The following is a 21,382-nucleotide window of genomic DNA, read 5'->3' on the forward strand; positions in this document are numbered from 1 at the left end:
GATGACGGAACCGCTCCAGCCCCCTTTTCATACGATTCAGTGGGACGGCGGCCTTGACGGAACTCTTCTGGTGCTGGACCAGCGCAAACTGCCCGCTGAAGTTCGGTTCCTTCCGTGCCGAACTGTTGAAGACATAATGGAAGCCATCCGGACCCTGGCTGTCCGCGGTGCACCGGCCATCGGGATTGCCGCCGCCTTCGGCCTGTGCATCGGCCTTTCCCAAGCCAAACCCGATTCAATTTCGCGGGCCCTGACCGCCATTGAAGACGCCGCCGCCCGGCTGGCCGTCAGCCGTCCTACCGCCGTCAATCTCTTCTGGGCCCTGGAACGAATGAAAAAGACCGCCTATTGTTTCGTCGAACAAAACCCACGGGCCGATGTGCAGGACCTCCGCCGACATCTGCTCAAGCAGGCCCACACTATCCTTCAGGAAGACATCGACACCTGCCGGGCCATCGGGGAACACGGCGAGTCTCTTATCCCCGACGGCGGCGGCATCCTGACCCACTGCAACGCCGGCGCTTTGGCCACAGCCGGTATCGGCACCGCGCTGGGCATCCTGTACACCGCCCACCGATACGGCAAGCATTTCAGCGTCTATGTTGACGAGACACGTCCGCTTCTGCAGGGGGCCCGCCTTACGGCATGGGAACTGAGTCAGTTTGGAATCCGACCGACCCTGATTTGCGACAATATGGCCGCCTCTCTGATGAAAGCCGGCAAAATCAGCGCCGTGCTCGTCGGGGCCGACCGGATCGCCGCCAACGGCGACACCGCCAACAAAATCGGCACGCTCGGCCTGAGCATTCTGGCCGCCCATTTCCAAATTCCTTTCTACGTTGCCGCACCGACCAGCACTTTTGATTTGTCTATCCCATCCGGTCAATTCATTCCGATTGAGCATCGCAGTCCGGACGAAGTCTGCTCGTTCCGGAATCTGCGGATTGCCCCGCCCGACGCGGAAGGGTATAATCCGGCTTTCGACGTAACGGATGCGGAGCGAATCAGTGCCGTCATTACCGAAAAAGGCATCCTTCGCCCTCCGCTGGAGAAAGCCATACGCCAAATATTGGGAACCAAATGAAAATCCTGTTCGACCTGCTCCATCCGGCCCATTTTCATTTGTTCAAAAACGCCGTTGCGGAACTTCGGCAAAACGGCCATCACGTCGAAATCATCGCCCGCCAAAAAGACTGCCTGCCCCAGCTGCTCGACAGCACCGGCTGGCCCTATACCCTGATTCCCCGCCGCGGCACCGCCGGCCTGCCCACGCTGGCCCTCGAAACCCTCCGGGCTGCTGGACTGGCCGCATGGAAAGGGCTCCGGCATAAGATTGACATCATGGCGGGCACTTCCGTCTCCATCGGTCCGGCCGCCCGCTTGTGCGGCGCCCGCGCCTGCATCTTCGAAGAAGATGATGCCGCCGTCATCCCTCTGATGGTCCGGTTCGGATACCCCTTCGCCCACTACATCATTACCCCCCAGTGGCTGACCGGCGAAAACCACGGGCGAAAACACCTGACCTATCCGGGATTTCACGAACTGGCTTACCTGCACCCCCGGCGGTTTCAGCCGGACCCAGACATCCGCCGGGAATTGGGCGTGCAGGAAAACCAGTGGTATTTTCTTATGCGTCTGGTTGCCCTCAAAGCCCATCACGACATCGGCCAAAAGGGGCTCAGTCCCGACCAGGCCCGGCAGATTCTCCGTGTGCTTGCCGAACACGGACGCGTCTTTATCAGCGCCGAATCCGACCTCGCTGAGGACCTGAAACCCTACCGGCTGCCCATCCCGCCCCATCGAATCCTCGATGCGCTGGCATTCGCCGACCTGCTTGTCTCCGACAGCCAAACCATGAGCGTCGAAGCGGCCATGCTCGGCACCCCCTCAATTCGGTGCAATACCTTTGTCGGCCGGCTCAGCGTCCTGAACGTCCTCGACCGGCACTACGAATTGACCGCCGGCTTTCTGCCCTCCGATTTTGACAAACTTCTGATGCTTCTGACCAAGTGGCTCCATACGCCGGACCTGAAAGTCCAATGGCAAATCCGCCGCCGCCGAATGCTCGACGAGTGTATTGACCTGACCGACTGGATGCTGGCGCTCTTCGAAGACCTGGCCGCAGGAAAGGACCGCCGGCGTCCCAGGCAGGAGACCGCACAATGAAAAGACCTCTTCGCATCCTGACCATCCTCGGCGCCCGACCCCAATTTATCAAGGCCGCCGCCGTCAGCCGGGCCGTTCAAACCCTCAACAGCCGCTCTGAAACGCCGCTGATTCAGGAAACCATCGTCCACACCGGCCAGCACTACGATGAAAACATGTCCGACATCTTCTTTCGGGAAATGGAGATTCCCGCACCGGCCTATTATCTGGCCGTCGGCAGCGGTGAACACGGTGCCCAAACCGGACGGATGCTCGAAAAAATCGAACAGGTCCTCCTTCAGGAGCGTCCCGATTTGTGTCTGGTGTACGGCGATACCAACACCACACTGGCGGGGGCTCTGGCTGCCGTCAAACAGCACATCCCAACCGCCCATATCGAAGCGGGGCTGCGCTCTTACGATCAGCGTATGCCCGAAGAAATCAACCGTCTCATCGCCGACCACATCTGCCGGTACCGATTCTGCCCCACCCGGACCGCCGTCGAGAACCTCAAAAAAGAAGGCATTGAATCCGGCGTGTACCTGACCGGCGATGTGATGTACGACTGCCTGCTTTATTACCGCCAAAAAATTCAGGACCGCCAATCTTTGATTCTTTCGCAATTCGGACTCCAGCGGGGAACCTACTTTCTGGCAACTCTTCACCGCGCTGAAAACACCGACAATCCGCATCGTCTGGCCCACATTTTCGAGGGTCTGCGTCGAATCGCCGAATCGGTCGGGCTCGTTCTTTTGCCCCTGCACCCCCGCACCGCCGCCGCCCTTCAGCGTTCAAACCTGCCCGTCCCGCCGCAGATTCAGCTCATCGAGCCCGTCTCTTACCTGACCATGCTCGTCCTCGAGCAAAACGCCCGTGCCGTCCTCACCGATTCCGGCGGCGTCCAAAAAGAGGCCTATTTCCTCCGCATTCCCTGCCTGACGTTCCGGGATCGAACGGAATGGCCCGAAACCGTCCGCGACGGCTGGAATATCCTCGTTGATGCCGACCCGCATCGAATCGCCCAAACCGCCGCCTCCCTCCAGCGTCCTCAATCCGAACCAAAGACCGCCGAATACGGTGACGGCTCCGCCTCCATCAAAATCCTGCAAATCCTTCTGGAGCAATTTCGCCCCGGCGGCTAACCAACCCGCCGAAAAAACTTGCCCCCCTTCTGTCGGCTTCTTACAATCAAACAAACTTTATGAAAAAAACGACAGACATAATACCATTTGATACGGAAAACTTTTTCGTTCCTGCCGATGCCGGCCGGAACGCCGGCGCCGCCTTTACCGTGTATCCCGAAAAGGGTTTTCTCCATGGCTGTCTCGCTCGGAAAAAGCATTAAAACACAGTTTGTCGGCAACGTTCTTTTTTCGCTGCTGATGGTGGCCGCTGCAATGCTCACGGCGCGCATCCTCGGTCCGGCAGACCGCGGTCTGCTCCGGCTGGCCCAGCTGCTTCCTCTGGTTCTGACCAAAATCTTCAGTTTCGGTCTGGATATCAGCAGCGCCGCCTTCCCCGGTCTGTACCCGGACCGCCGACGCGAGCTGTTTCTCTTGACGGTTCTGCTTTCGCTGGCCGGTTCCCTGGTAGCAATCCTCCTCGAATATCTGTTCTTCGCCCTGCCTTTCCCCAAAGGCCAGTTCGGCCAGATGACTCCTTTGCTGATTACGCTGAGCATCGTATATATCCCCTTCTTTATGCTCGCCCAAAACCTGATGACCTTCGTTCGCGGCTGCGGACAAATCGACCGTTCCGTGCGCGTCCAGCTCATCCAAACAAGTTCGCTGCTGGTTCTTTTGCTGATTTTCGTCCTTGCCGGCCGCTTCACCGTTCCGCTGGCAATGACGCTGTTTATCCTCTGCACCCTGCCCGGCATTGCGCTGGCCGTTGCCTATCTTCGTCCCTATTGGAATCTTCGCTGGTTTACCCAGACCGGCTCGCTTCTGAAAACCTCTCTGCGGTTTGGGATGCAGGTCAGTTTATCCCACATCGCCTCCTTCCTGGTGCTCTATCAGGACCAAGTTATGCTCGGTTTTATGGTTCCCCTTGCGCAGGTCGGCCAATATATGATTTCCGTCTCCGTCGCCGAGCGGATGCGTCTGCTGCCCAACGCCGTCTCCATGGCCTTTCTGCCGCACCTGTCCTCCGATTTGCAGAACCGCCAGGCTGAAGTGCCCCGCACGTTTCGGCTGACCCTGCTGATCTCTCTGCTGGCTCTGGTGCCGTATGGTCTGCTCGGCACCGCCGCCATCGCCCTTCTGCTGGGCCGACCTTATGCAGGCTCCATCGCCCCCTTTCTCATCCTTATAGCCGGTGTTGCCGTCGTCGGTGCCGCCGACATCCTCGCAGGCGATTTGGCCGCCCGCCAGAAACCCAAATACGCCGTCATCAACGGCTATACCACGTTCCTGCTCAATCTTGTCCTGAATTTCCTCTTCATCCCATCGATGAGCATCATCGGCGCCGCTCTGGCCAGCACATTGGCTTACTGGCTTTCCGCAGCCTTGTGGATTTTCTTCTATCTCCGCGAAAGCAAACGCCCCCTCCGCTGCCTTCGGTTCGAAGCCGATGACTTCCGCTTTCTCCTCCAAACCGCTCGCGACCTGCTCCGGCGTACAGCCGGCCGATTTCACAAATCCGCCTGATTCGCGTTGGAAGAATCGACCCTTTTCAAACCGGCGATTGCCTTTTTTCCAGACTTTCGATATACTCAAAACGGTTGCAGGAATAAAAGATGAAGCTCATTATACAAATCCCCTGCTATAACGAAGAAGCCACGCTGCCGCAAGTTCTTGCCGACCTGCCCCGGCAAATTGACGGCATCGACATCATTGAATACCTCCTCATCGATGACGGCAGTACCGACCGTACCGTTGAAACCGCCCGCCGCCTGGGTGTTCATCATATCCTCCCGCTCGGCACAAACCGGGGTCTGGCCTTCGCTTTTCTGAGGGGGCTTCACTATGCTGTCCAGCTCGGCGCCGATATCATCGTCAACACCGACGGTGACAATCAGTACGACGGCCGCTGTATTCCAGACCTCATACGTCCGATTCTCGAAGGCCGGCTTGACATCGTTATCGGGGCCCGTCCCATTAAAACCATCGAACACTTCTCCTGGTCCAAGAAAAAACTCCAGCAGCTCGGCAGTCGGGTCGTTCGCCAGTTTTCCGGTACGGACATTCCGGACACCACCAGCGGTTTTCGCGCCTACAGCGCCGAGGCCGCAATGAAGCTGCACGTCTTTAACCGCTACACCTACACGCTCGAAACCATTATTCAGGCGGGACATATGGACCTGCGGATCGGTTCGGTACCCATCCGCGTCAACCCCCAGACGCGCCCTTCGCGGCTGATTTCTTCAACCCCGGCCTACATCGCCCGCTCCGCATCCATCATTCTGCGCTCCTATATCACCTACAAACCCTTGTGGACATTTTTCTATGTGTCCATTGTTCCGGGCACACTTGGCCTGGCCCTGTGCATTCGGTATCTGTATTTCTTCTTCACCGGCAGCGGGCGAGGACACCTGCAGTCCCTCCTGCTGGCGGCCATCCTCCTGATTCTCACCTTCCTCCTGTGGGTTCTCGGCATCCTGGCCGACCTCATCAGCGTCAACCGAAAACTGATTCAGGAACAGCTGTACCTGTCTCGAAATCAGGAAAGAACCGGCCGCCGGATGGATTGCTCCGACACTCCAAAAACAACCGGATAACGATAAGCCCCAAAAAATTCCCTTGAAAAACATCCGCTTTTCCCTTATCAAACCTGCATCGATGCAAGATTTATGTTCGATTTATGAACAACAACTTTGAGACAAGGAGAACGAAATGAAAAAGATGATTGCAGCAGGATTGATTTGGGGCCTACTGGGAACCTGTGTCTTGGCATCGGGTTTTATCGGAACACCGACGGCCGGACTGGACAAAGGCCAATGGAGCGCCGGCTATGAATACGCCTATTCCGAGCAGGAGCTGGAGAAAACCGAAGTCCCGGGAACACAGTTTACGCTGAACGCCGACAGGGAAATTGTCGGCAGCAGCAGAGATGGATATACCCTCAAAATCGACGAATTAAAAATCCATCGGCACTACATCTCCTTCGGATACGGCATTGACTCCTGGTGGGAAATCACCGCCGCTATTGGTGCCGCCGACCTCAAAATGGACACAAACGCCCCCTTTGGCCGGCCCATTTCCAATCTCGATACGGATTATGCCTGGGGGCTTGGAACAAAATTCACCTTCTTCAAACAGGATAAAATCGACTGGGGTTTGGCCGCCAAATGGAACTGGATTGATAATCAGGCGGACACGAGCAGCACAGCAGACCTCGGCGGAGGAACCATTGTAAGAAATAAACTCAAAACAATGGTGGAATACTGGGATTTGGTGATTGCTCTGGGGCCGACAATCAATATGGGCGGCTGGAAGCTGTACGGCGGCCCCTTCTACTACTATCTGGACGGCGATATCAAAAACCATTTAACAACTTCGAATTATACCGGCGGCACTTACAGCGGCGGAAGTCTGCTCAAGGAATCCGGCGAACTCAAAGCCGAAGACAACTGGGGCGGATATATCGGGGCCCAGTTTGAGCTGATGAAAAATTGGGATACCAACGTCGAACTGTCCGCCACACCGGAGGGCTGGGGAGTCGGAGCCGCACTCAAGATAAAATTCTAACCCCATCGAAAACCTAAAGCATCCCTGAAACCGCGGTTTGCCGCCGCGGTTTCTTTTTTTCTCCGCTCCTTCACAGAAACATCTGTGCAGCAGCCCTAACTGATCGTGTCTATGTTGTTATCCAGATTGAAATAGTCGATTTTTTCCTGAGGATTGGTGCCGTTCAGGTACTCTTCGATGTTGGTATAGCCGTCGCCGTCTGAATCAAGAGAGGCATCAGAGGGCTCCTTCGGGTTCAGCCCATATTGGGTTTCCCAGTCATCCGTCATCCCATCTTTGTCGGCATCTGCCGGCACCTCGTCAGGTGAGAAAGTATAGTCCGGGTACCCGCCGACCTGCTGGGGGTCGCTGATAATGCCGTTCTCAAAACTCACCTTGCCGGTTCGCACCATCTCCACCACGCGTTTATCCACAGGGTCGCGCCGCGGCAGCGTGGCCCCCGCCTTCGCCAGGACTTCCTGATAGGCCTGCAGGGCCGTCTGCTGGTTGACCGGCCATCCCTCAAAAGGCGTGTTAACCCGGGCCATCTCGAGAGTCCCCGGTCCTTCCATCAGTTTGACTCCCTTCCAGTTGTCCGCCGTTACATCCGGATGCCCTTCGATGAGATTGCCGGCTATATACCATTTGCCCGGCCTTTTTCCGGCCGGAGGATACCATCGGCTGTTCTGGAACCGCCGGCCGGGCGAGTACATATCCCGCTGCTCAATCCGGACAATCGTGCTGACCATATCCTCGAGGGTTGCCGGCCCCGGCTTATAGTAGTTATTGATCACGTTGATCAGCGAGGTCTCATCGCCGCCGTCCATTGTCCGGTGACGCCAGTTGAAGACGACGTTGTTGCGGAAGTCAAACTCGCCGCCCATGCCGATGGAAGGATTGCGTCCGGTATTGCACGCAAACAGATTGTGATGGAAGGTTGAATCCTGCCCGCCCCAGGTGCCGCCGAATTCATGGCCCGGCTTCATCCCTTCGCTGGAAATGCAGTATTGAATCGTCAGATTCTTCACGGACGTTTTGACCATTTTGGTCTTTCCGGGATTCTTCGGGTCGGGCTGCTCGACCATCGCGCGGTAAAGCGAAAGGTTTTCGTCTCGTCCCCAGCTGGTCGAACAATGGTCAACAATAATATGATGAAGCGGGTTTCCGCCGATGTTGTCCGAACCCTGCCCGCCTGTGGTAATCCCCCGGCGAACCCGCAGATGACGCACAATCACATTGTGGGTGTTGATATCCAGCGAGGCCCCGGCGAGGCAGATGCCGTCCCCCGGTGCGGTTTGTCCGGCAATCGTGATATCCGGGTGATTGACGGCCAGGTTGGATTGAAGATGAATGATGCCCGCCACGCGAAAGACCACAATGCGGGGGCCTTTTGTCTCAATCGCCTCCCGCAGACTGCCCGGGCCGCTGTCGGCCAGACTGGTTACGAGGAGCACTTTGCCGCCGCGTCCGCCTGTTGCAAACATCCCGCCGCCCCAGGCCCCCGGAAAGGCCGGAATCGCCTCCGGCAGGTCCGGCGGAAGAGGAGGAATCATCCCCGCCGCAGGCTCCCGGACCTTTGCGTCAGAGGAAGCAGCCTCCTGAGCCGCTGACAGGCCAACAAACAGACACGCCGCCATCCATACGGTCCAAAACACTCTTGAGGAGAAATCACGCTTGTTCACAGTCCGCTCCTGATTTGAATGTATCGTTTGAGAGAGGTTATCCAATCGCCGGGAACAAAACACCCGCCGCCTGCTGCAAAAAAGGAATCAGTTGCGGCGGTGATTTTTCGGGCAGCGAGAAGCCAGCCGCTTCTTTGCACTTTGCACGTCAATCGGTTTTCTTACTTGCGGGTAGGACTCTGAATGGCCCAGCCGCGCCCCATATATTGCGTATCATTGTTCTGACCGGGTGTGCGGAAAGGAGCAAAAGCCGTGTTCAGTGCGTTGCCGCCAAAACCATAATCCGTAATAGAGGGATTGCTGAAGTAAAAATCGAGTCGGGCCTTTGTGTCCGAATCCTGCCATACGTGTATTTCCGCATGCCCGTCACAAAAACCAATAATCCCGCTGTTGCCGTGATTGATGGAAATCGGGTCCCGCCAATACCATTCTCTAAACTCGTTGAAAGAGTCCCAGGGGGTATAAAACTCCCAGGCACCGAAGTTAAAATTCCTGCCTTCGCCCTCTTCCACAAAGTTATACCGGGTCGCAGGAGAAGTGATTTGATGGAATCGGGTTATGCCGCTGCCCAAGGCCGATGGGATCGCATAGGAACGAAAAATTGTTGTTCCGTCATACTTGCTTTTCCGATATGTATCTCCCGGGCAGTGATAGGTGTCAAAATTATCCACCCCGTATTCATACATCTTGCCTTTGGCAATTCCCCTCTTTTCATCGTCATCCGTAACCGGCGGATTGGTCGAAGTAGGCAAACAGGGAGTCCCGTCTTCCCGGATGGGATGTCTGACCCACGGAGCTTGTGCATCGGACGCCGTCGGACTTGCAGCCATAAATCTGCCGTCATTTTCTCCCTGGTACGAATACCACGCCAAGGTAAGATTTTTGACATTGGTCAGACACACTGCCGTAGCCGCCTTTCTCTTGGCCATCTTCACCGCAGGGACAATGATAGAAAGCAGCAAAGAGATGATTGCGATGACCACCAGCAGCTCAATTAACGTAAATCCTTTTTTTCTGGTCATTTATGTGTCCCTTCAATTTTTCACATTCAGGGGCAAAAAGCCATCCTATTTGGTATTGTCGAATATTCCCGCTTATCTCACAAGGCAATTTTGCGCCCTAAAAAAGACAATTCCGCGCAAAACCCCACATTCTTTTCAAGTAATTGTCAACCCAACAACCATGCTTTTCGACAGTTGCCGCCGGGAGAGCCCCAAAAAAGCTCTCCCGGCAGCAAAAAATTCACCGTCCCTATTCAGGGAAAATCCGATAGTCCATCATCCACCTTGCGGCAATTTCCGCAAAATCGGGCAGGTCTACCTTGCAGTTCCGATTGAAGTCCCAGTCATACAAATCATAAATCTCCAAATCGCAAACCGATTCCACACCTGTAACCCGATTGTATTCCTCGGCAATCTCCTGTTTGTTCAGAGCATAGTTGTAGATTTTCAGCTCATCGATTCGAGCATTCAGGTACGGAACGGTTGCGCCGACGGCCTTACCGATGTAATTGTAAGTCTTTGTGAAATTGATCGGGCTTTGGAGAGGCAGTCCCTGCGGCGCCTCATTTTCCGTCCCGCATTCACCGTTCAGATAAATGCGTCCATACCCGTTCTCAACTGTAACCACCATATAGTACCACTTTTCGGGTACAATTTCCGCTTCGACATCAAGTTCCTGGTTGTGCCGCTCGGGCTGGCCGTCCCCGTTTTCATCCGGTGTGTACCAGTTCCACTCGCTGCGTGCCACATCCCATCCGCCCTGGCGGGGGTCATTCTGACGATACAGCATGGTCAGGAAAAACGCCTCGGTTGCTTCTTTTCCGAAATCCCAGACCCGGTTCCAGCGGTCTCGGTCAATTGTGTTCACCAGGGTTGTCGGACGAACCCAGCAGGCAATGGTAATATCTTCATAATGGGCCACCGTCGTATCGGCAATCTGTGCCCACTCGAGCGTCGCTCCGGCAGGATTTTCCAGCAACAGATGATTGCCTGCGATGGCATCGTAATCCGACAGACCGGCTCCGCCCATCAGCTGCATATCCTTGCCGCTGACGACATCCGGCGTAAAAAGATTGCTCCCCACGGTATATGTGGTCTCAAACGGATAATAGGATTTTAGTTCTCCTACCATCAGTCTGCCGCTGGAAAGACTCTGTGCCGTAAGACCGGTCGATGTCTGTGTTCCGATACAATAGTAATATCCCGCATCCGCCGCCTCGGTACTCAGAATCGTCAGGGTATTCGTATTCACTCCCTGATATTTTGTCCCATTCGACAGGGCCCCAACTCCCTCTTTGTACCATTGGTACGTATCGGCCTTCATCGCCGTCGTCAGCCCAAAGACCGCATCTTTTCCGGCACGAGCCACCAACCGGGCCGGTGTAACATCCCCAAGATAAGGCCCCTGCTGAATCGTTTTGAAACTCCAGATCGGGCTGGCATATTTCAGATTCAGATTGAGGCCGTTGGGTTCATAAGCAAGGACCCGCCAGTAATAGTTTGTGCTCCACGCAAGGTCCTGAGGATACTCAGTTTCCAGCGTAACTGTGTACTGGCCCGGCGAAACGGGCTTTTTATTCACAATCGTATGCGCTTCCGTCAGGTTCGGATCCGGAGCAAACAATACATCCACTTTCACAATACTCTCGTCCCCTACGGTAAAAACCAGGTCGTTTTCAGCCGACGTCCGCTCCGTAGCGATAAACTGAGCCCCGTTTTTCGGGAAGGAAATCACAACACCGGGCAGCCCCACAATCTGAACATTATCAATCACCATTGCATCTTCGGTGTTATCGTCATCGTCCCCTTCGTTGGCAAAACGCAGAAACAGCTCCCCGGTTGCGGTACCGATATAATTCAGGGTTACCGAATCAGTTATCGCCTGGCCCGGATTGACGGCAGGATAGGAAACTGTCACGGAATCAATCAGCGTAACCCCCTGGGCTCCGTCAATGTCCGACGAATCCGGCCCATCAGAGCCGACGAAAGTTCCGTCTGATTCATAAATTGAAATCCGAAGAACCAGGTCTCTCGGCTCCGTCAGATTCGTCGGTCGGCCGACCTGATACTGAATCTGGACAGCCGCCTGCCCCGATGTGTTAAGCCCGAGACTCTGATAGGCCCAGCAGTCATCCGTGTCAAAGCCCATGTACTGCGTGCCGGTGGGGCTGTTCAGCAATCTCAGATATGTCTGGCCCGCCGCCCCGCCCGTGCCCACCGTATAGTCAAACCAGCCCGGAACATCCTCACGGACCCCGTATGCTTCAAAATCGCCGTTGGTAATCGACAGAGCAAAACCCGTCGACGCCAAGATGAAACAGATCAAAACGCAGGAAAAACGTTTCATTGTTCTATCCTTTCCGTTTATTTGCCTCTTGGATAGTGCTTAGTCAAAATACACCAGGTAATTGTCCAGCCATCTTTCCGCAATCTCCGCAAGGTCGGCAAGATCAATCCGACAGTTGCTGTTGTAGTCCCAGTCGGCCAAATCATAGCTTTCCATATCGCAGATAGATTCCACATCCGTGCGAACCGCCATGTATTCCCGGGCAATTTCCTCGGCGGTCTTGGCATAGTTATAAATCTTCAACTCATCAATCAGACCGTTGAAGTTCGGAGGAGTTCCCGTCTGGTCAATGGCCTTGCCGATGTAGTTGTACATTTTGGAAATCTCATTCGGATGATACAATCCCTCGCCCCCGCCGTATTGACCGTTGATATAGATTTTGCCCAGGGTCGCCGTTTGCCCATCCTGCCCAATCCCGTCAGCTACCGTCAGCACAACATACAGCCATTTTGTGCCGTATCCGATATCTCCGGTTGCCGCCGTGTCCCGGCTGCTGTTGTTCAGTTTCATCTCACAGTATGCCTGATTGGTATTCCGCAGCAGGGTCAGGAAGAAGTAATTCTGCGAATCCTGACCAAAGTCAAATATCCGGGCGTTTCGTTCATAATCAAGGTCCAAAAGCTCCGGCTTAACCCAGCAGCTGATAGTAAGCTCCGGATAATGAACCACCGTATTATCGGAAATCTCCGCATACTGCGTATGCGTGACATTTCTCGGATTCCGCAGGGCCAAATATCCGCCGAAGAGGTTGTTCGGGTCGGAAGGACTCACCACTACCGCAGCCCCGCCCACCAGTTTTGCATCCTTGCCGCCGACGACATCCGGGGTATAAACATTGCTCCCGACGGTATAAGTCGTCTCAAACGGATAGTAGGATTTCAGTTCTTTAATAAACAGCACGCCGGGCGCCAAGGTTGAAGAGGTCAGACCGGTGGCTGTTTCTCTTCCGACACAATAGTAGGTGCCTTCATCTGCCCGCTGCACATTGAAAATCGTCAGCGAATTGGAATCAGCGCCGCTGTACTTGGAACCGTTTACAAGCGGATTCGGATTGCCCTGCTTATACCACTGGAAGGTATCTGCACTCACACTGAACGGCACGGTAAAGACCGCACTGTCTCCGGGCCAAACGCCGAGTACGTCCGGACTGACGGCTGTCAGATAAGGCCCCTGCTGAATGGTCTTGAAACTCGAAATGTGCCCTGTGTACTTCAGCGTACGCCCGCCCATTCCGTCGGACTTATAAGCCAGAACCTTCCAATAGTAGTTTGTCTCCCAGTTCAGGTCCTGTGCCAGTTCGCTTTCCAGTGTTATCGTGTTAAGCCCCATCGAAACCGGCATGTTTTGAACAATCTTATACTGCGGTTTTGTGCTCAGATTCGGGTCATTTTCCGGGCCGAACAGAACATCCACGGAGGTGACCTCCGGGTCCACAATTTCAAAAACCAAATCATTCCCCGACTCCGTTCGCCAGACCGGAATATATAAAGCCCCCTCCTGAGGAGCTTTATTCACCACCGATGACGGAGAAAGGGTGATATTGTCTATCTGCACATACGGAATAAGGGACCCAACTTTGTAGTTGTTAAACCGGAGGAACAGTTCCCTGCCGACGACCGTGCTCCTTAAATCAATCTGGAACCGTTCATGATACACAACCCCCGCAGCGGTTGTCCGGACAATCGTGCCCCGGCCGATTTCCCGAATTCCGGGTTTTCCGTAAATCTCACCTGCCTGTCCTTCCCACTCACTGGGCACAAAAGTCCCATCGGATTCCAGAATCATCACCGTTACGCCCATCGGTCCGCCGACCCGGTTCGGAGCCAGTCCCCAATCCAACTCCACTTCGACCACCGGCGGATTCCCATCATAGAAGCCGATACTCTGGTAAACATAGGTGTGATTGCCGCCGTCTTCATTCGTATTGGCTTCTTTTCCCATGTACACACATTTGCTACCGAAAATAGAAGAGGAGATTTGACCCAGGAAAAAGGGGCCCTGATCGACAGCAATCGAGGGGCCGCCGTAATCATACCAATTCAAAATATCCTTATCGTAAGGAATAGCGTTTTGGGCTTCGAAATCCCCATTTGTAATCGACAACGGAAAAGCCGTTGACGCGATGCATAAACAGCTCAGGATACAGAAAATTCTTGTCATTTTTCCATCCTTTCAATGATTCTTACCCTGTTCAGCGACGCTTGTTCCCGCCTCAATTCTCGAATACAAAAAACTATGATGACAACCGCTTTCATTCCATGACAGACAAACTCACTGATTCAGCAAAGCGGGAACCTTCTTTGGACGTCCTGGCAACGAAATCGCAAAAAACTGGAAAGCTGACTCACTTCGGTCCCGCCGAACACACCCGGCAAAAACCTTCTCCAGCAGACTTGGCTCTGCCTTATTTTAAAGAACCCCTCCCTCTCCTCACACCACAACAGCGGCAAGGACGATTCAGGTACTGCACCCTTTTGTGTGCAGTACCTGAATCTTTTTTGGCTCACACGTTAACTTTTTCTCCGCAGAAGCAGACCGCCCAGACCCAGCAGAACCATCGTTGTCGGTTCCGGAACAAAAATCAGCGATGGAGAAAACTCCCCGTTGGCATTCGACATTCCGCCCCACGGACTGGCAGGGTCATTGTTCAGGGTCGTCATCTCTTTCGGGTTGAACAGATAATTAAAGTTGATCCACTGGGCATTGTCGTTGTCCGCATTGTGGGCGATATACATAATCACAGTCACCGTCTTATGGTCTGTAGACAGGGCTGTCTGAACCGCCTGATGCAGCGCACTGCCCGGCGCCAGAACAAAGTCAAAAGGTGCCCCTACAGCCAGATGCCCGCTCACGAGATATTGATCATCATACAGCCGCCGGCCCAGATAGGTCAGACCCGGGTTCAAATCCCCTAAGAAATCATAAATCGGCTTGGTCGTATAATCGCCGTCAATGTACAGACCCGGTGCGGTGTTGGGGGTAATCGTCAGTTCATCCCAGTTAGCTCCTGGGACGGTCGGATCCAGCACATAGTAATCCCACCCTGTATTCGGCCCAATCGGTTCGACCGTGTCTTTGTAGCGACCAGGAGCCATGTTGGTGTTGCGAATGGTCGTCCGCACAATGATGTCTTTCATCAGGTCCGCTTCGGTAACACTGGACACATTAAACTTCAGATAAATCAAAGACTGATGGTCATAGCTGGCACCGAGGGATTTTGCACTGACGCGCGAGGCAATTTCTGTACTCGTGCCGCGGTTGCTGTCCGGCGATTCCTCCCGCATCTCGCAGTCGGCACCGCCCATGTTTGTTGTGATTGTCAGGGCTTTCGCATTCGCCACGAACAGCGCGACCGCAACAAGGCCTACAAAAACAATTAGTTTCTTCATTTTTCCTTCCTCCAAAAAAGTGATAATAGGAACGCACAACTTTAGCTATAGTCTGCACACACCCACACGCAAACAGAATCGTTCCGAGAAAAATCAAGGGAAAACGGGAAAGAAGTCTTCTCATCCGGAGAAAAAATCGACATGCTCGTCTCCCCCTTTTTTAATTTTTGAATGAGCCGTTGCCTATTTTTACAAACCTGCATTATCCCGAATCTTATCAGGAGAAATAAGATAATTCCTCCTGTATTTTACAAATAACTTATCATTTTCTTAGATTCGCCAAATTAAACCAAAACAAAAAAAACAGACGTTTATTGAATTAAAACTCGGCATTTTGCTCTATATATTGTCTACAATATCCAATTTTTCTCTACCGACAGGTGTCTGCGGGGTCCCGTCCGCATGCAAGCCAGTCTATCGCCATCTGGGCCAAATCCGACAGGTCCAGCCCCTCACTGCCATTTAGCCAGTCCCCTGCAAGAGCAGCAAAATCCTCAAAATCTACCTGACAGTCCTGGTTATAGTCCGATAAAAGCGGGGTCGTACAGGAATAGGCGGTCAGCGTGTAGCTTTGCCCGGCCTGGGTTGGGAATTCGTACAGATTCACGCCCGGCGACTGCACGGCTACACGCCTGCCCATCCCGTCCGTTACGGCAAACGGCCGAACCGAACGGACCCGGCAGGTTCTGCCGAGCTGAGAACGGATTTGGGCAGTCTGGAGGGTGCGATTCTGCCAAGTAATATCCACCTCAAATCCCCCGCATGCCCTCAAGCCGGTTACGCTTCCGTTAACCATCTTGTCCGGCAGGGCCGGCAGCAGATGCACTTCTCCCTGATGGCTCTGCAGGAACATTTCAGCCATGCCCATCAGAACCCCCAGATTGCCGTCAATCTGGTTCTCAGAAGTTCCGTCAGCTGTACCGCCCTTGCGGGAAAAGGTCATATTGTAGGTATGAGATTTGCCGAGGATTTTATTGAGAATCATATAGGCATGATTGCCCTGCCCAAGACGCACCCGACAGCACATTTTCCAGGCCTGGCTCCAGGCCGTGTTGTTGGTGTCATCCCCTTTCCAATTGAGCACCACTTCCGCCGCCGCCGCCAGCTGCGGCGTGTGGTAAGGAGTAATATTGCCGGCCGGCATCAGGTCCACCAGATGCGACAGGTGGCGATGCGTATTCGGCACATCCACATCCTCCAGCCATTCCTGCAGCTGGCCGTATCGGCCGATCTGGTTGGGCGGCAGCTGGGAACGCTTCTGCTCCAAGAGCTGGCGAAACTCCGCATCCACCCCCAGAATTTTGCTGGCCTCAATCACATACGTAAACAGCCCCCGAATCAGCTGACAATCCATCGTAGGACCGGCCACAATTTCTCCGTTATCCCCCAGTGCCGGATTGGGCTGCTCCGGCGAATGCGAAGGATTCGTCAAAAGATAGGGGATTCTGCCGGGCCGCGGGTCCGGCACCAGAAAATCCGCAAAAAACTCCGCCGCCCCCTTCATCAGCGGATAGACCTCTGCGAGGAAATTGACATCTCCGCTGTATTCATAATGCCACCACAGATGCATGCACAGCCAGGCCCCGCCGCTGGGCCACAGGCCCCCGGCATTGTTGATCGGCGCCGCCCCGCGCCACAAATCGGTATTGTGGTGCACAACCCAGCCGTCCGCACCATAGTGCTCCGCCGCCACAACAGCCCCCGTCTCCAACAAATCCCGAATCAGATCAAACAACGGCTCGTGACACTCCGCCAGATTCGTCACCTCCGCCGCCCAGTAATTCATCTCCTCGTTGATATTGAGGGTCATCTTGCCCTCCCACGAGGGCTCAAACTCGTTATTCCACTTTCCCTGCAAATTCAGCGGCTGGGAGCCGGGACGAGAACCGGAAATCAGCAGGTACCGCGCCATCTGAAAATTGACCGTCAGCAGCTGCAAATCATCCGCATTGAAAAGCGACCAATTGGTTTTGGCGGCATCCACGCCGGTCTCAATGGCCTTCAGACGCACATCGGTTGGGTTGTTGACCTTATCCGAAGTGCCTAAATCCAGCGTCACACGGTTAAATAGGGCCTGATAGTCGGTTAACTGCCTCTGACGCAGCACCGCAAACCCTTTGGCGGCGGCACTGGAGACCGTGTCCAGACACCGCTGACTCGGATTGCCGCTGATGTCATTGTAGCGGACAAAATTCGAAGCGGCCCCCAGCACCAGCGTCACGGCATCCGCTCCGCTGACTACCAAAGTCTGCCCGGACGGAGTCACCGAACCGCCCTCCGCGAGAATCCGCACGCGGGTTTCAAACTCCACATCGCTGGTCAGACCGTTTAAGCCCACATGATCGACAGCCCCGCGGAGAACCACGTCACTGCCGCTGACCGAACGGCTGACGACCGTATGCGGTGTAGTCAAACTGCACGTAAAACCAATCTTTCCGGGCTGGCCGGCCGTCAAACGAATCACAATCACATTGTCCGGATAACTGGCAAAACAGTCTCGCTGATACGTCACCCCTCCGGCTGTGTAGGTCACCGAGGCCGTGGCCGTCGTCAAATCCAGCTGCCGCCGGTAATTCGTCCCGGAATGGTTGAACGTCAGCCGCAGTTCCGCCGTCGGCTGATAGGGACACTGACGCAGCGGAATACTCATAAAGTTGGGGCCGGCCACTCCGTAGGCCGCCAGCCCCTGACCGGCCCAGACATAGTTTCGAATCTGTTCGAGGTACGCCGATGCGCCGGGATGAACGTAATTATGCGGATGGCCCGCCCAGACCGTATCCTCATTGAACTGAATGATTTCCTCACTCATCCCGCCGTACACCATGGCAGCCAGTTTGCCGTTGCCGATCGGCAAAGCCGCATTGGACGTCGCATTCGCCGTGTATGTCGCCGGACTGGTATAAAACAACACAAGCGGTCCGGGGTCCGCACCGGCAATCAGGGACAACGCCGCAACCAGAACAGCAAACAGAACCAAAACTTCTCTTCTCATCAACCTGTTCCTTTCTTCGACAGCAAACAAAATCCAATTTCGATAAACACCCTCACCGCTTGTTCTCATACAAACCCCTCAACCACGAACTTGTTTTCACCGGTTCCCCTGCTGATAAAGCGTCTGAATCTCCTGCTGACTGAGGGCCCGCTCATAAAGCCGAACATCATCAAGGCGGCCGCTGAAAAAACTCCCCAGCAGCCCGGAGGTCTGCTGAATCGCCCCGATTCGCACCGGACAGGCAGTTCCCGTATTGATTGCCAAAGAAGGATTTGTGTAGGTTCCTGCATCCGGCTGACCGTCAATATACAGCCGGAGATGCTGCACGGTCGCCGGTCCCGTCTCCGGTGCTTCCAGAACCGCCGCCACATGATGCCACTGCCCGTCGGCAACGATCTGATTGCTGAGAATATTGCCGCCGCTGACACCCAGCTGAAGTTTTGAATTATTGACAAAAAACAGCCAGCGGGTCCCGGTATCCAGGCCGCCGCAGGTCAAAATCATTCCGCCCGTCTGCGTGGTTTGAATCCAGGCACAAACGGTCCGCGACCGGCCGCCGCTGATTCCGAAAAAGTCGGGAAACTCCGCAAAGTCATCCAGCCCGTCCAGCAGAAGGCCGCCGCCCGAAATCCCCTCCGCCCACGTCGGGCCGCCCGTCAGGCTGGCCGTTCTCGAATAAAGGGATATATCCTTCGTTGTATTCCCGTCTGTTTCCTCAAACGGCAGAGAAAGCACAAGCGTCTCATCCGCCAGCCAGGCGGAGGCAAACCGGGTACAATCGAGCATATCCACTCGGCGGTCGCCGTTTTGGTCCGCACCGGAGCATGGCGGAAAATCCCCACAGTCCGCCCAAAGCCATTTTTCGGCTATTCCGGCCAAGTCCTCCAGACCCTTGACTCCGGAATAAACATTGGACACGTGGATGGTCATTACGGCTGTATCAGATTGTCCGGAAGTATTCTCATAAACAACGGTGAACGTATTGAGCCCTGTGTCCGCATCCTTCGGTGCCCCCGACAGATTCCCGTTGGGACTGACAACCAGCCAGTCAGGACCGGAGATTTTGCGGAAGATGCCGATGCCTTCCGTATAAGGCCGCAGCGTCCGGCCGGCATACGGCGCCAGTTCAACTGCGTCCGGATTCTCAATCAAATCTGTTGGAAACACGGGATTTCCGACAGCCAACCGGCCGAGACCGTCATTGTAAAGGAGTTCCGCAAAGGTCCGGTCAGACCAGCGGCTCCAGACGGCTACATCATCGATATAGCCGGTGTACTCCCCCCGGCTCATTCCGTTGACGCTCGGTTCATCCCCATAGAAACCGATTCCGGTGTATTGGCCGTTATAATTGTTCGACGCAGAAGTCATCAGAGCAACTGAACCGGCCTCGCTGGCGTTCAGCCAGCCGCGCAGCTGCCCGGATGCATCAATGGATACCAGCACATGGTTCCACTGATTCAGAACAGGCAGATTGCCGAACTCCGGCGTCTGCGTATCAACAGTCAGTCGGCACGCCCCGGACGGCAGCAGCTCAATTCGGAACGTCTTGGCGGTTGTTAGTGTGCCGACTTTGGTGCCCAGCATACAGGCGGTTTTGTCGGAGGCAGGCAGGGCCGTGGGCTTAAACCACAGCGAAATCGTCATCGGAGCGGCGTTCGGAAAAACCCGATTGGTTCCCGTATCCGACCAGCCGACAATCAGGCCGTCTTTCGGATACGTCAAATCCAGACAGCCACTGCCCAGCCGCTTGGCGTTGGAATCCAGCCAGGCCGCCCCGAACGGATGGTTCGGGTTCGAAGCATAGACCTTCGATACATCCAGAAAATCCACATCAAACGGCCAGTAATGTATCAGGTCCGACGGAAGAGTCGGCACCGTCTTAAACATCCACACTTGGCCGGGAATCACTGTATTGTCTGCGGTTACTTCATCCACCCGCCAGTAATACTTCGTATCCGCCGTCAGGGTCGGCGGTGTGAAGGCGGTTGCCGTTTGATTGCCGAAGCTGACCAGCTCGGTGGGCGAGGTCCCGAAATAGACATTGTGGCTGACGGCCGTGCTGCCGGCACGCCAGCTCAGCGTCGCCGTTGTCGCCGCACAAAAATCCCCGTTGGCCGGGTTTGGAACCGTCGCCTGAACCGGCCAAAGAGCCGAATCTCCAACCAGAATCGTCGTCCCGGCCCCCTCCGTCACAATCGAAGGAATGTTGGCCGATGCATCCAGCGTGTATGAATAAGGAGGCACAAAAGCACTGCCGTACCCCGACATCGTCCCGGTGCAGGCATTGAAAATATTGCCGACGGACTTGATTTCCACCGTAAAGGTGCCGCTGGTGCCCGAATCAACTCGTCCAGCGTCCGCAATCGGGTTTTTCACCTGGTTAAAATAATTGTTCTCCAAAAGCACCTTAAATCCCCAGGAGCCCCCGACGCAGTAGGAGTTTCCGGTGCAGGAGTAGTAGTTGTTGAACACATGATCTTTTCCGTATCGGCCCCGGGGCATTCGCTGGTCCACATAGGCCCCCCACCAGTTATGATGAAAGGTTACATTCAGCTTGCCCACATCCGTGGGGTTGTCGTCCGTCGAGCCGACCAGACAGGCAAAGCGGTGGGGATTCACCTTGCTGGTATAGCAGAACCGGCACCAGGAAACCGTGATATAATCGCTCTGGTCGGTAATGTCGCACAGCCCGTCCGCACAGTCCAGAAATGTGCAGTGGTCAATCCAGACATGAGTGGCGCGCCGGCAAATCAGCCCGTCCTGCGGCACCGCCCCCTGAAAAGTCAGGTTCCGGACGATTACGTTATCCACATCACTGACCTTGACGCTGAAGCCGACAATCCTTGCATCATAGCCGATGCCCAGAATGGTCTTGTTGGATCCTACATTGGGGATATTGTAATCGCCGTGAATCGTTCCGAGCACCTGGACAATGCGGGGCGTGTCTCCGCTGACGGCGTTTACAAATTCGGCCTTATTCGTTACGGTCACCACTTCGCCGCCCTGCCCGCCGGTCGTGCCTCCGGCTGCGGTCGCCCACCCAATCGGTTCTGAATCCACGGCAAAACAAGGCGGGCACAAAAGGAAGATAAGGACAGGAAATATCGCGATGATTCTCATCCATTCCCTCCAGGAATCTCGGCTCCAGTGCCTAACCAT

Annotated in this window: 13 protein-coding genes; 6 read left to right on the top strand and 7 right to left on the bottom strand. The window is 55.0% G+C overall.

Annotated features, from left to right (window positions below):
• Position 1 precedes the first annotated feature (1 nt).
• The 6 genes from mtnA (at position 2) to PKY88_05345 (ending at position 6,833) form a co-directional block, all read left to right on the top strand.
• Positions 2-1,084, top strand: a complete 1,083-nt coding sequence (mtnA, locus tag PKY88_05320) for an S-methyl-5-thioribose-1-phosphate isomerase (protein ID HOQ04614.1) — start codon at positions 2-4, stop codon at positions 1,082-1,084.
• Positions 1,081-2,166 (top strand): DUF354 domain-containing protein, encoded by a 1,086-nt coding sequence (locus PKY88_05325; GenBank protein ID HOQ04615.1) that lies wholly within the window; start codon positions 1,081-1,083, stop codon positions 2,164-2,166. The genes mtnA and PKY88_05325 overlap by 4 nt, the downstream gene beginning before the upstream one ends.
• Positions 2,163-3,287 carry a UDP-N-acetylglucosamine 2-epimerase (non-hydrolyzing) gene (gene wecB / locus PKY88_05330; GenBank protein ID HOQ04616.1) on the top strand — a complete coding sequence of 375 codons (1,125 nt, stop codon included), beginning with the start codon at positions 2,163-2,165 and terminating at the stop codon, positions 3,285-3,287. Before PKY88_05325 ends, wecB begins: the two co-directional genes overlap by 4 nt.
• 174 nt (positions 3,288-3,461) lie before the next feature.
• Entirely contained in the window at positions 3,462-4,793 is a 1,332-nt protein-coding gene (locus PKY88_05335) for a polysaccharide biosynthesis C-terminal domain-containing protein (protein ID HOQ04617.1), read from the top strand.
• 89 nt (positions 4,794-4,882) lie between these two features.
• Positions 4,883-5,863, top strand: a complete 981-nt coding sequence (locus tag PKY88_05340) for a glycosyltransferase family 2 protein (GenBank protein HOQ04618.1) — start codon at positions 4,883-4,885, stop codon at positions 5,861-5,863.
• A 115-nt stretch (positions 5,864-5,978) separates the two neighbouring features.
• Positions 5,979-6,833, top strand: a complete 855-nt coding sequence (locus tag PKY88_05345; GenBank protein HOQ04619.1) for a hypothetical protein — start codon at positions 5,979-5,981, stop codon at positions 6,831-6,833.
• A gap of 95 nt (positions 6,834-6,928) precedes the next feature.
• On the opposite strand, the gene PKY88_05350 is transcribed toward PKY88_05345, so the two are convergent.
• The 7 genes from PKY88_05350 to PKY88_05380 all read right to left on the bottom strand — a co-directional run bounded on the left by PKY88_05350 (position 6,929) and on the right by PKY88_05380 (position 21,382).
• Complete coding sequence (locus tag PKY88_05350; protein ID HOQ04620.1) at positions 6,929-8,494, bottom strand: hypothetical protein; 1,566 nt, start codon at positions 8,492-8,494, stop codon at positions 6,929-6,931.
• 161 nt (positions 8,495-8,655) lie between these two features.
• Positions 8,656-9,516 (bottom strand): type II secretion system protein, encoded by an 861-nt coding sequence (locus PKY88_05355; protein ID HOQ04621.1) that lies wholly within the window; start codon positions 9,514-9,516, stop codon positions 8,656-8,658.
• 229 nt (positions 9,517-9,745) lie between these two features.
• Entirely contained in the window at positions 9,746-11,842 is a 2,097-nt protein-coding gene (locus PKY88_05360) for a hypothetical protein (protein ID HOQ04622.1), read from the bottom strand.
• A gap of 39 nt (positions 11,843-11,881) precedes the next feature.
• On the bottom strand, positions 11,882-14,002 hold the full coding sequence (locus PKY88_05365; protein HOQ04623.1) for an immunoglobulin domain-containing protein: 2,121 nt from the start codon (positions 14,000-14,002) through the stop codon (positions 11,882-11,884).
• 350 nt (positions 14,003-14,352) lie between these two features.
• Positions 14,353-15,231 (bottom strand): PEP-CTERM sorting domain-containing protein, encoded by an 879-nt coding sequence (locus PKY88_05370; protein HOQ04624.1) that lies wholly within the window; start codon positions 15,229-15,231, stop codon positions 14,353-14,355.
• Positions 15,232-15,601: 370 nt separating this feature from the next.
• Positions 15,602-18,223: a glycoside hydrolase family 95 protein gene (locus PKY88_05375; protein HOQ04625.1), complete on the bottom strand. Its 2,622-nt coding sequence runs from the start codon at positions 18,221-18,223 to the stop codon at positions 15,602-15,604.
• A 96-nt stretch (positions 18,224-18,319) separates the two neighbouring features.
• Entirely contained in the window at positions 18,320-21,382 is a 3,063-nt protein-coding gene (locus tag PKY88_05380) for a LamG domain-containing protein (protein ID HOQ04626.1), read from the bottom strand.

It is taken from the genome of Anaerohalosphaeraceae bacterium, assembly GCA_035378985.1.
Taxonomy (GTDB): Bacteria; Planctomycetota; Phycisphaerae; order Sedimentisphaerales; family Anaerohalosphaeraceae; genus JAHDQI01.

Bases quoted from the DNA above. Each gene is read 5' to 3' on its own strand.
- PKY88_05365 (HOQ04623.1), bottom strand. From the start codon at position 14,002: ATGACAAGAATTTTCTGTATCCTGAGCTGTTTATGCATCGCGTCAACG.
- PKY88_05355 (HOQ04621.1), bottom strand. From the start codon at position 9,516: ATGACCAGAAAAAAAGGATTTACGTTAATTGAGCTGCTGGTGGTCATC.
- PKY88_05335 (HOQ04617.1), top strand. From the start codon at position 3,462: ATGGCTGTCTCGCTCGGAAAAAGCATTAAAACACAGTTTGTCGGCAAC.
- PKY88_05345 (HOQ04619.1), top strand. From the start codon at position 5,979: ATGAAAAAGATGATTGCAGCAGGATTGATTTGGGGCCTACTGGGAACC.
- PKY88_05360 (HOQ04622.1), bottom strand. From the start codon at position 11,842: ATGAAACGTTTTTCCTGCGTTTTGATCTGTTTCATCTTGGCGTCGACG.
- PKY88_05375 (HOQ04625.1), bottom strand. From the start codon at position 18,223: ATGAGAAGAGAAGTTTTGGTTCTGTTTGCTGTTCTGGTTGCGGCGTTG.
- mtnA (HOQ04614.1), top strand. From the start codon at position 2: ATGACGGAACCGCTCCAGCCCCCTTTTCATACGATTCAGTGGGACGGC.
- wecB (HOQ04616.1), top strand. From the start codon at position 2,163: ATGAAAAGACCTCTTCGCATCCTGACCATCCTCGGCGCCCGACCCCAA.
- PKY88_05325 (HOQ04615.1), top strand. From the start codon at position 1,081: ATGAAAATCCTGTTCGACCTGCTCCATCCGGCCCATTTTCATTTGTTC.
- PKY88_05380 (HOQ04626.1), bottom strand. From the start codon at position 21,382: ATGGTTAGGCACTGGAGCCGAGATTCCTGGAGGGAATGGATGAGAATC.
- PKY88_05340 (HOQ04618.1), top strand. From the start codon at position 4,883: ATGAAGCTCATTATACAAATCCCCTGCTATAACGAAGAAGCCACGCTG.
- PKY88_05370 (HOQ04624.1), bottom strand. From the start codon at position 15,231: ATGAAGAAACTAATTGTTTTTGTAGGCCTTGTTGCGGTCGCGCTGTTC.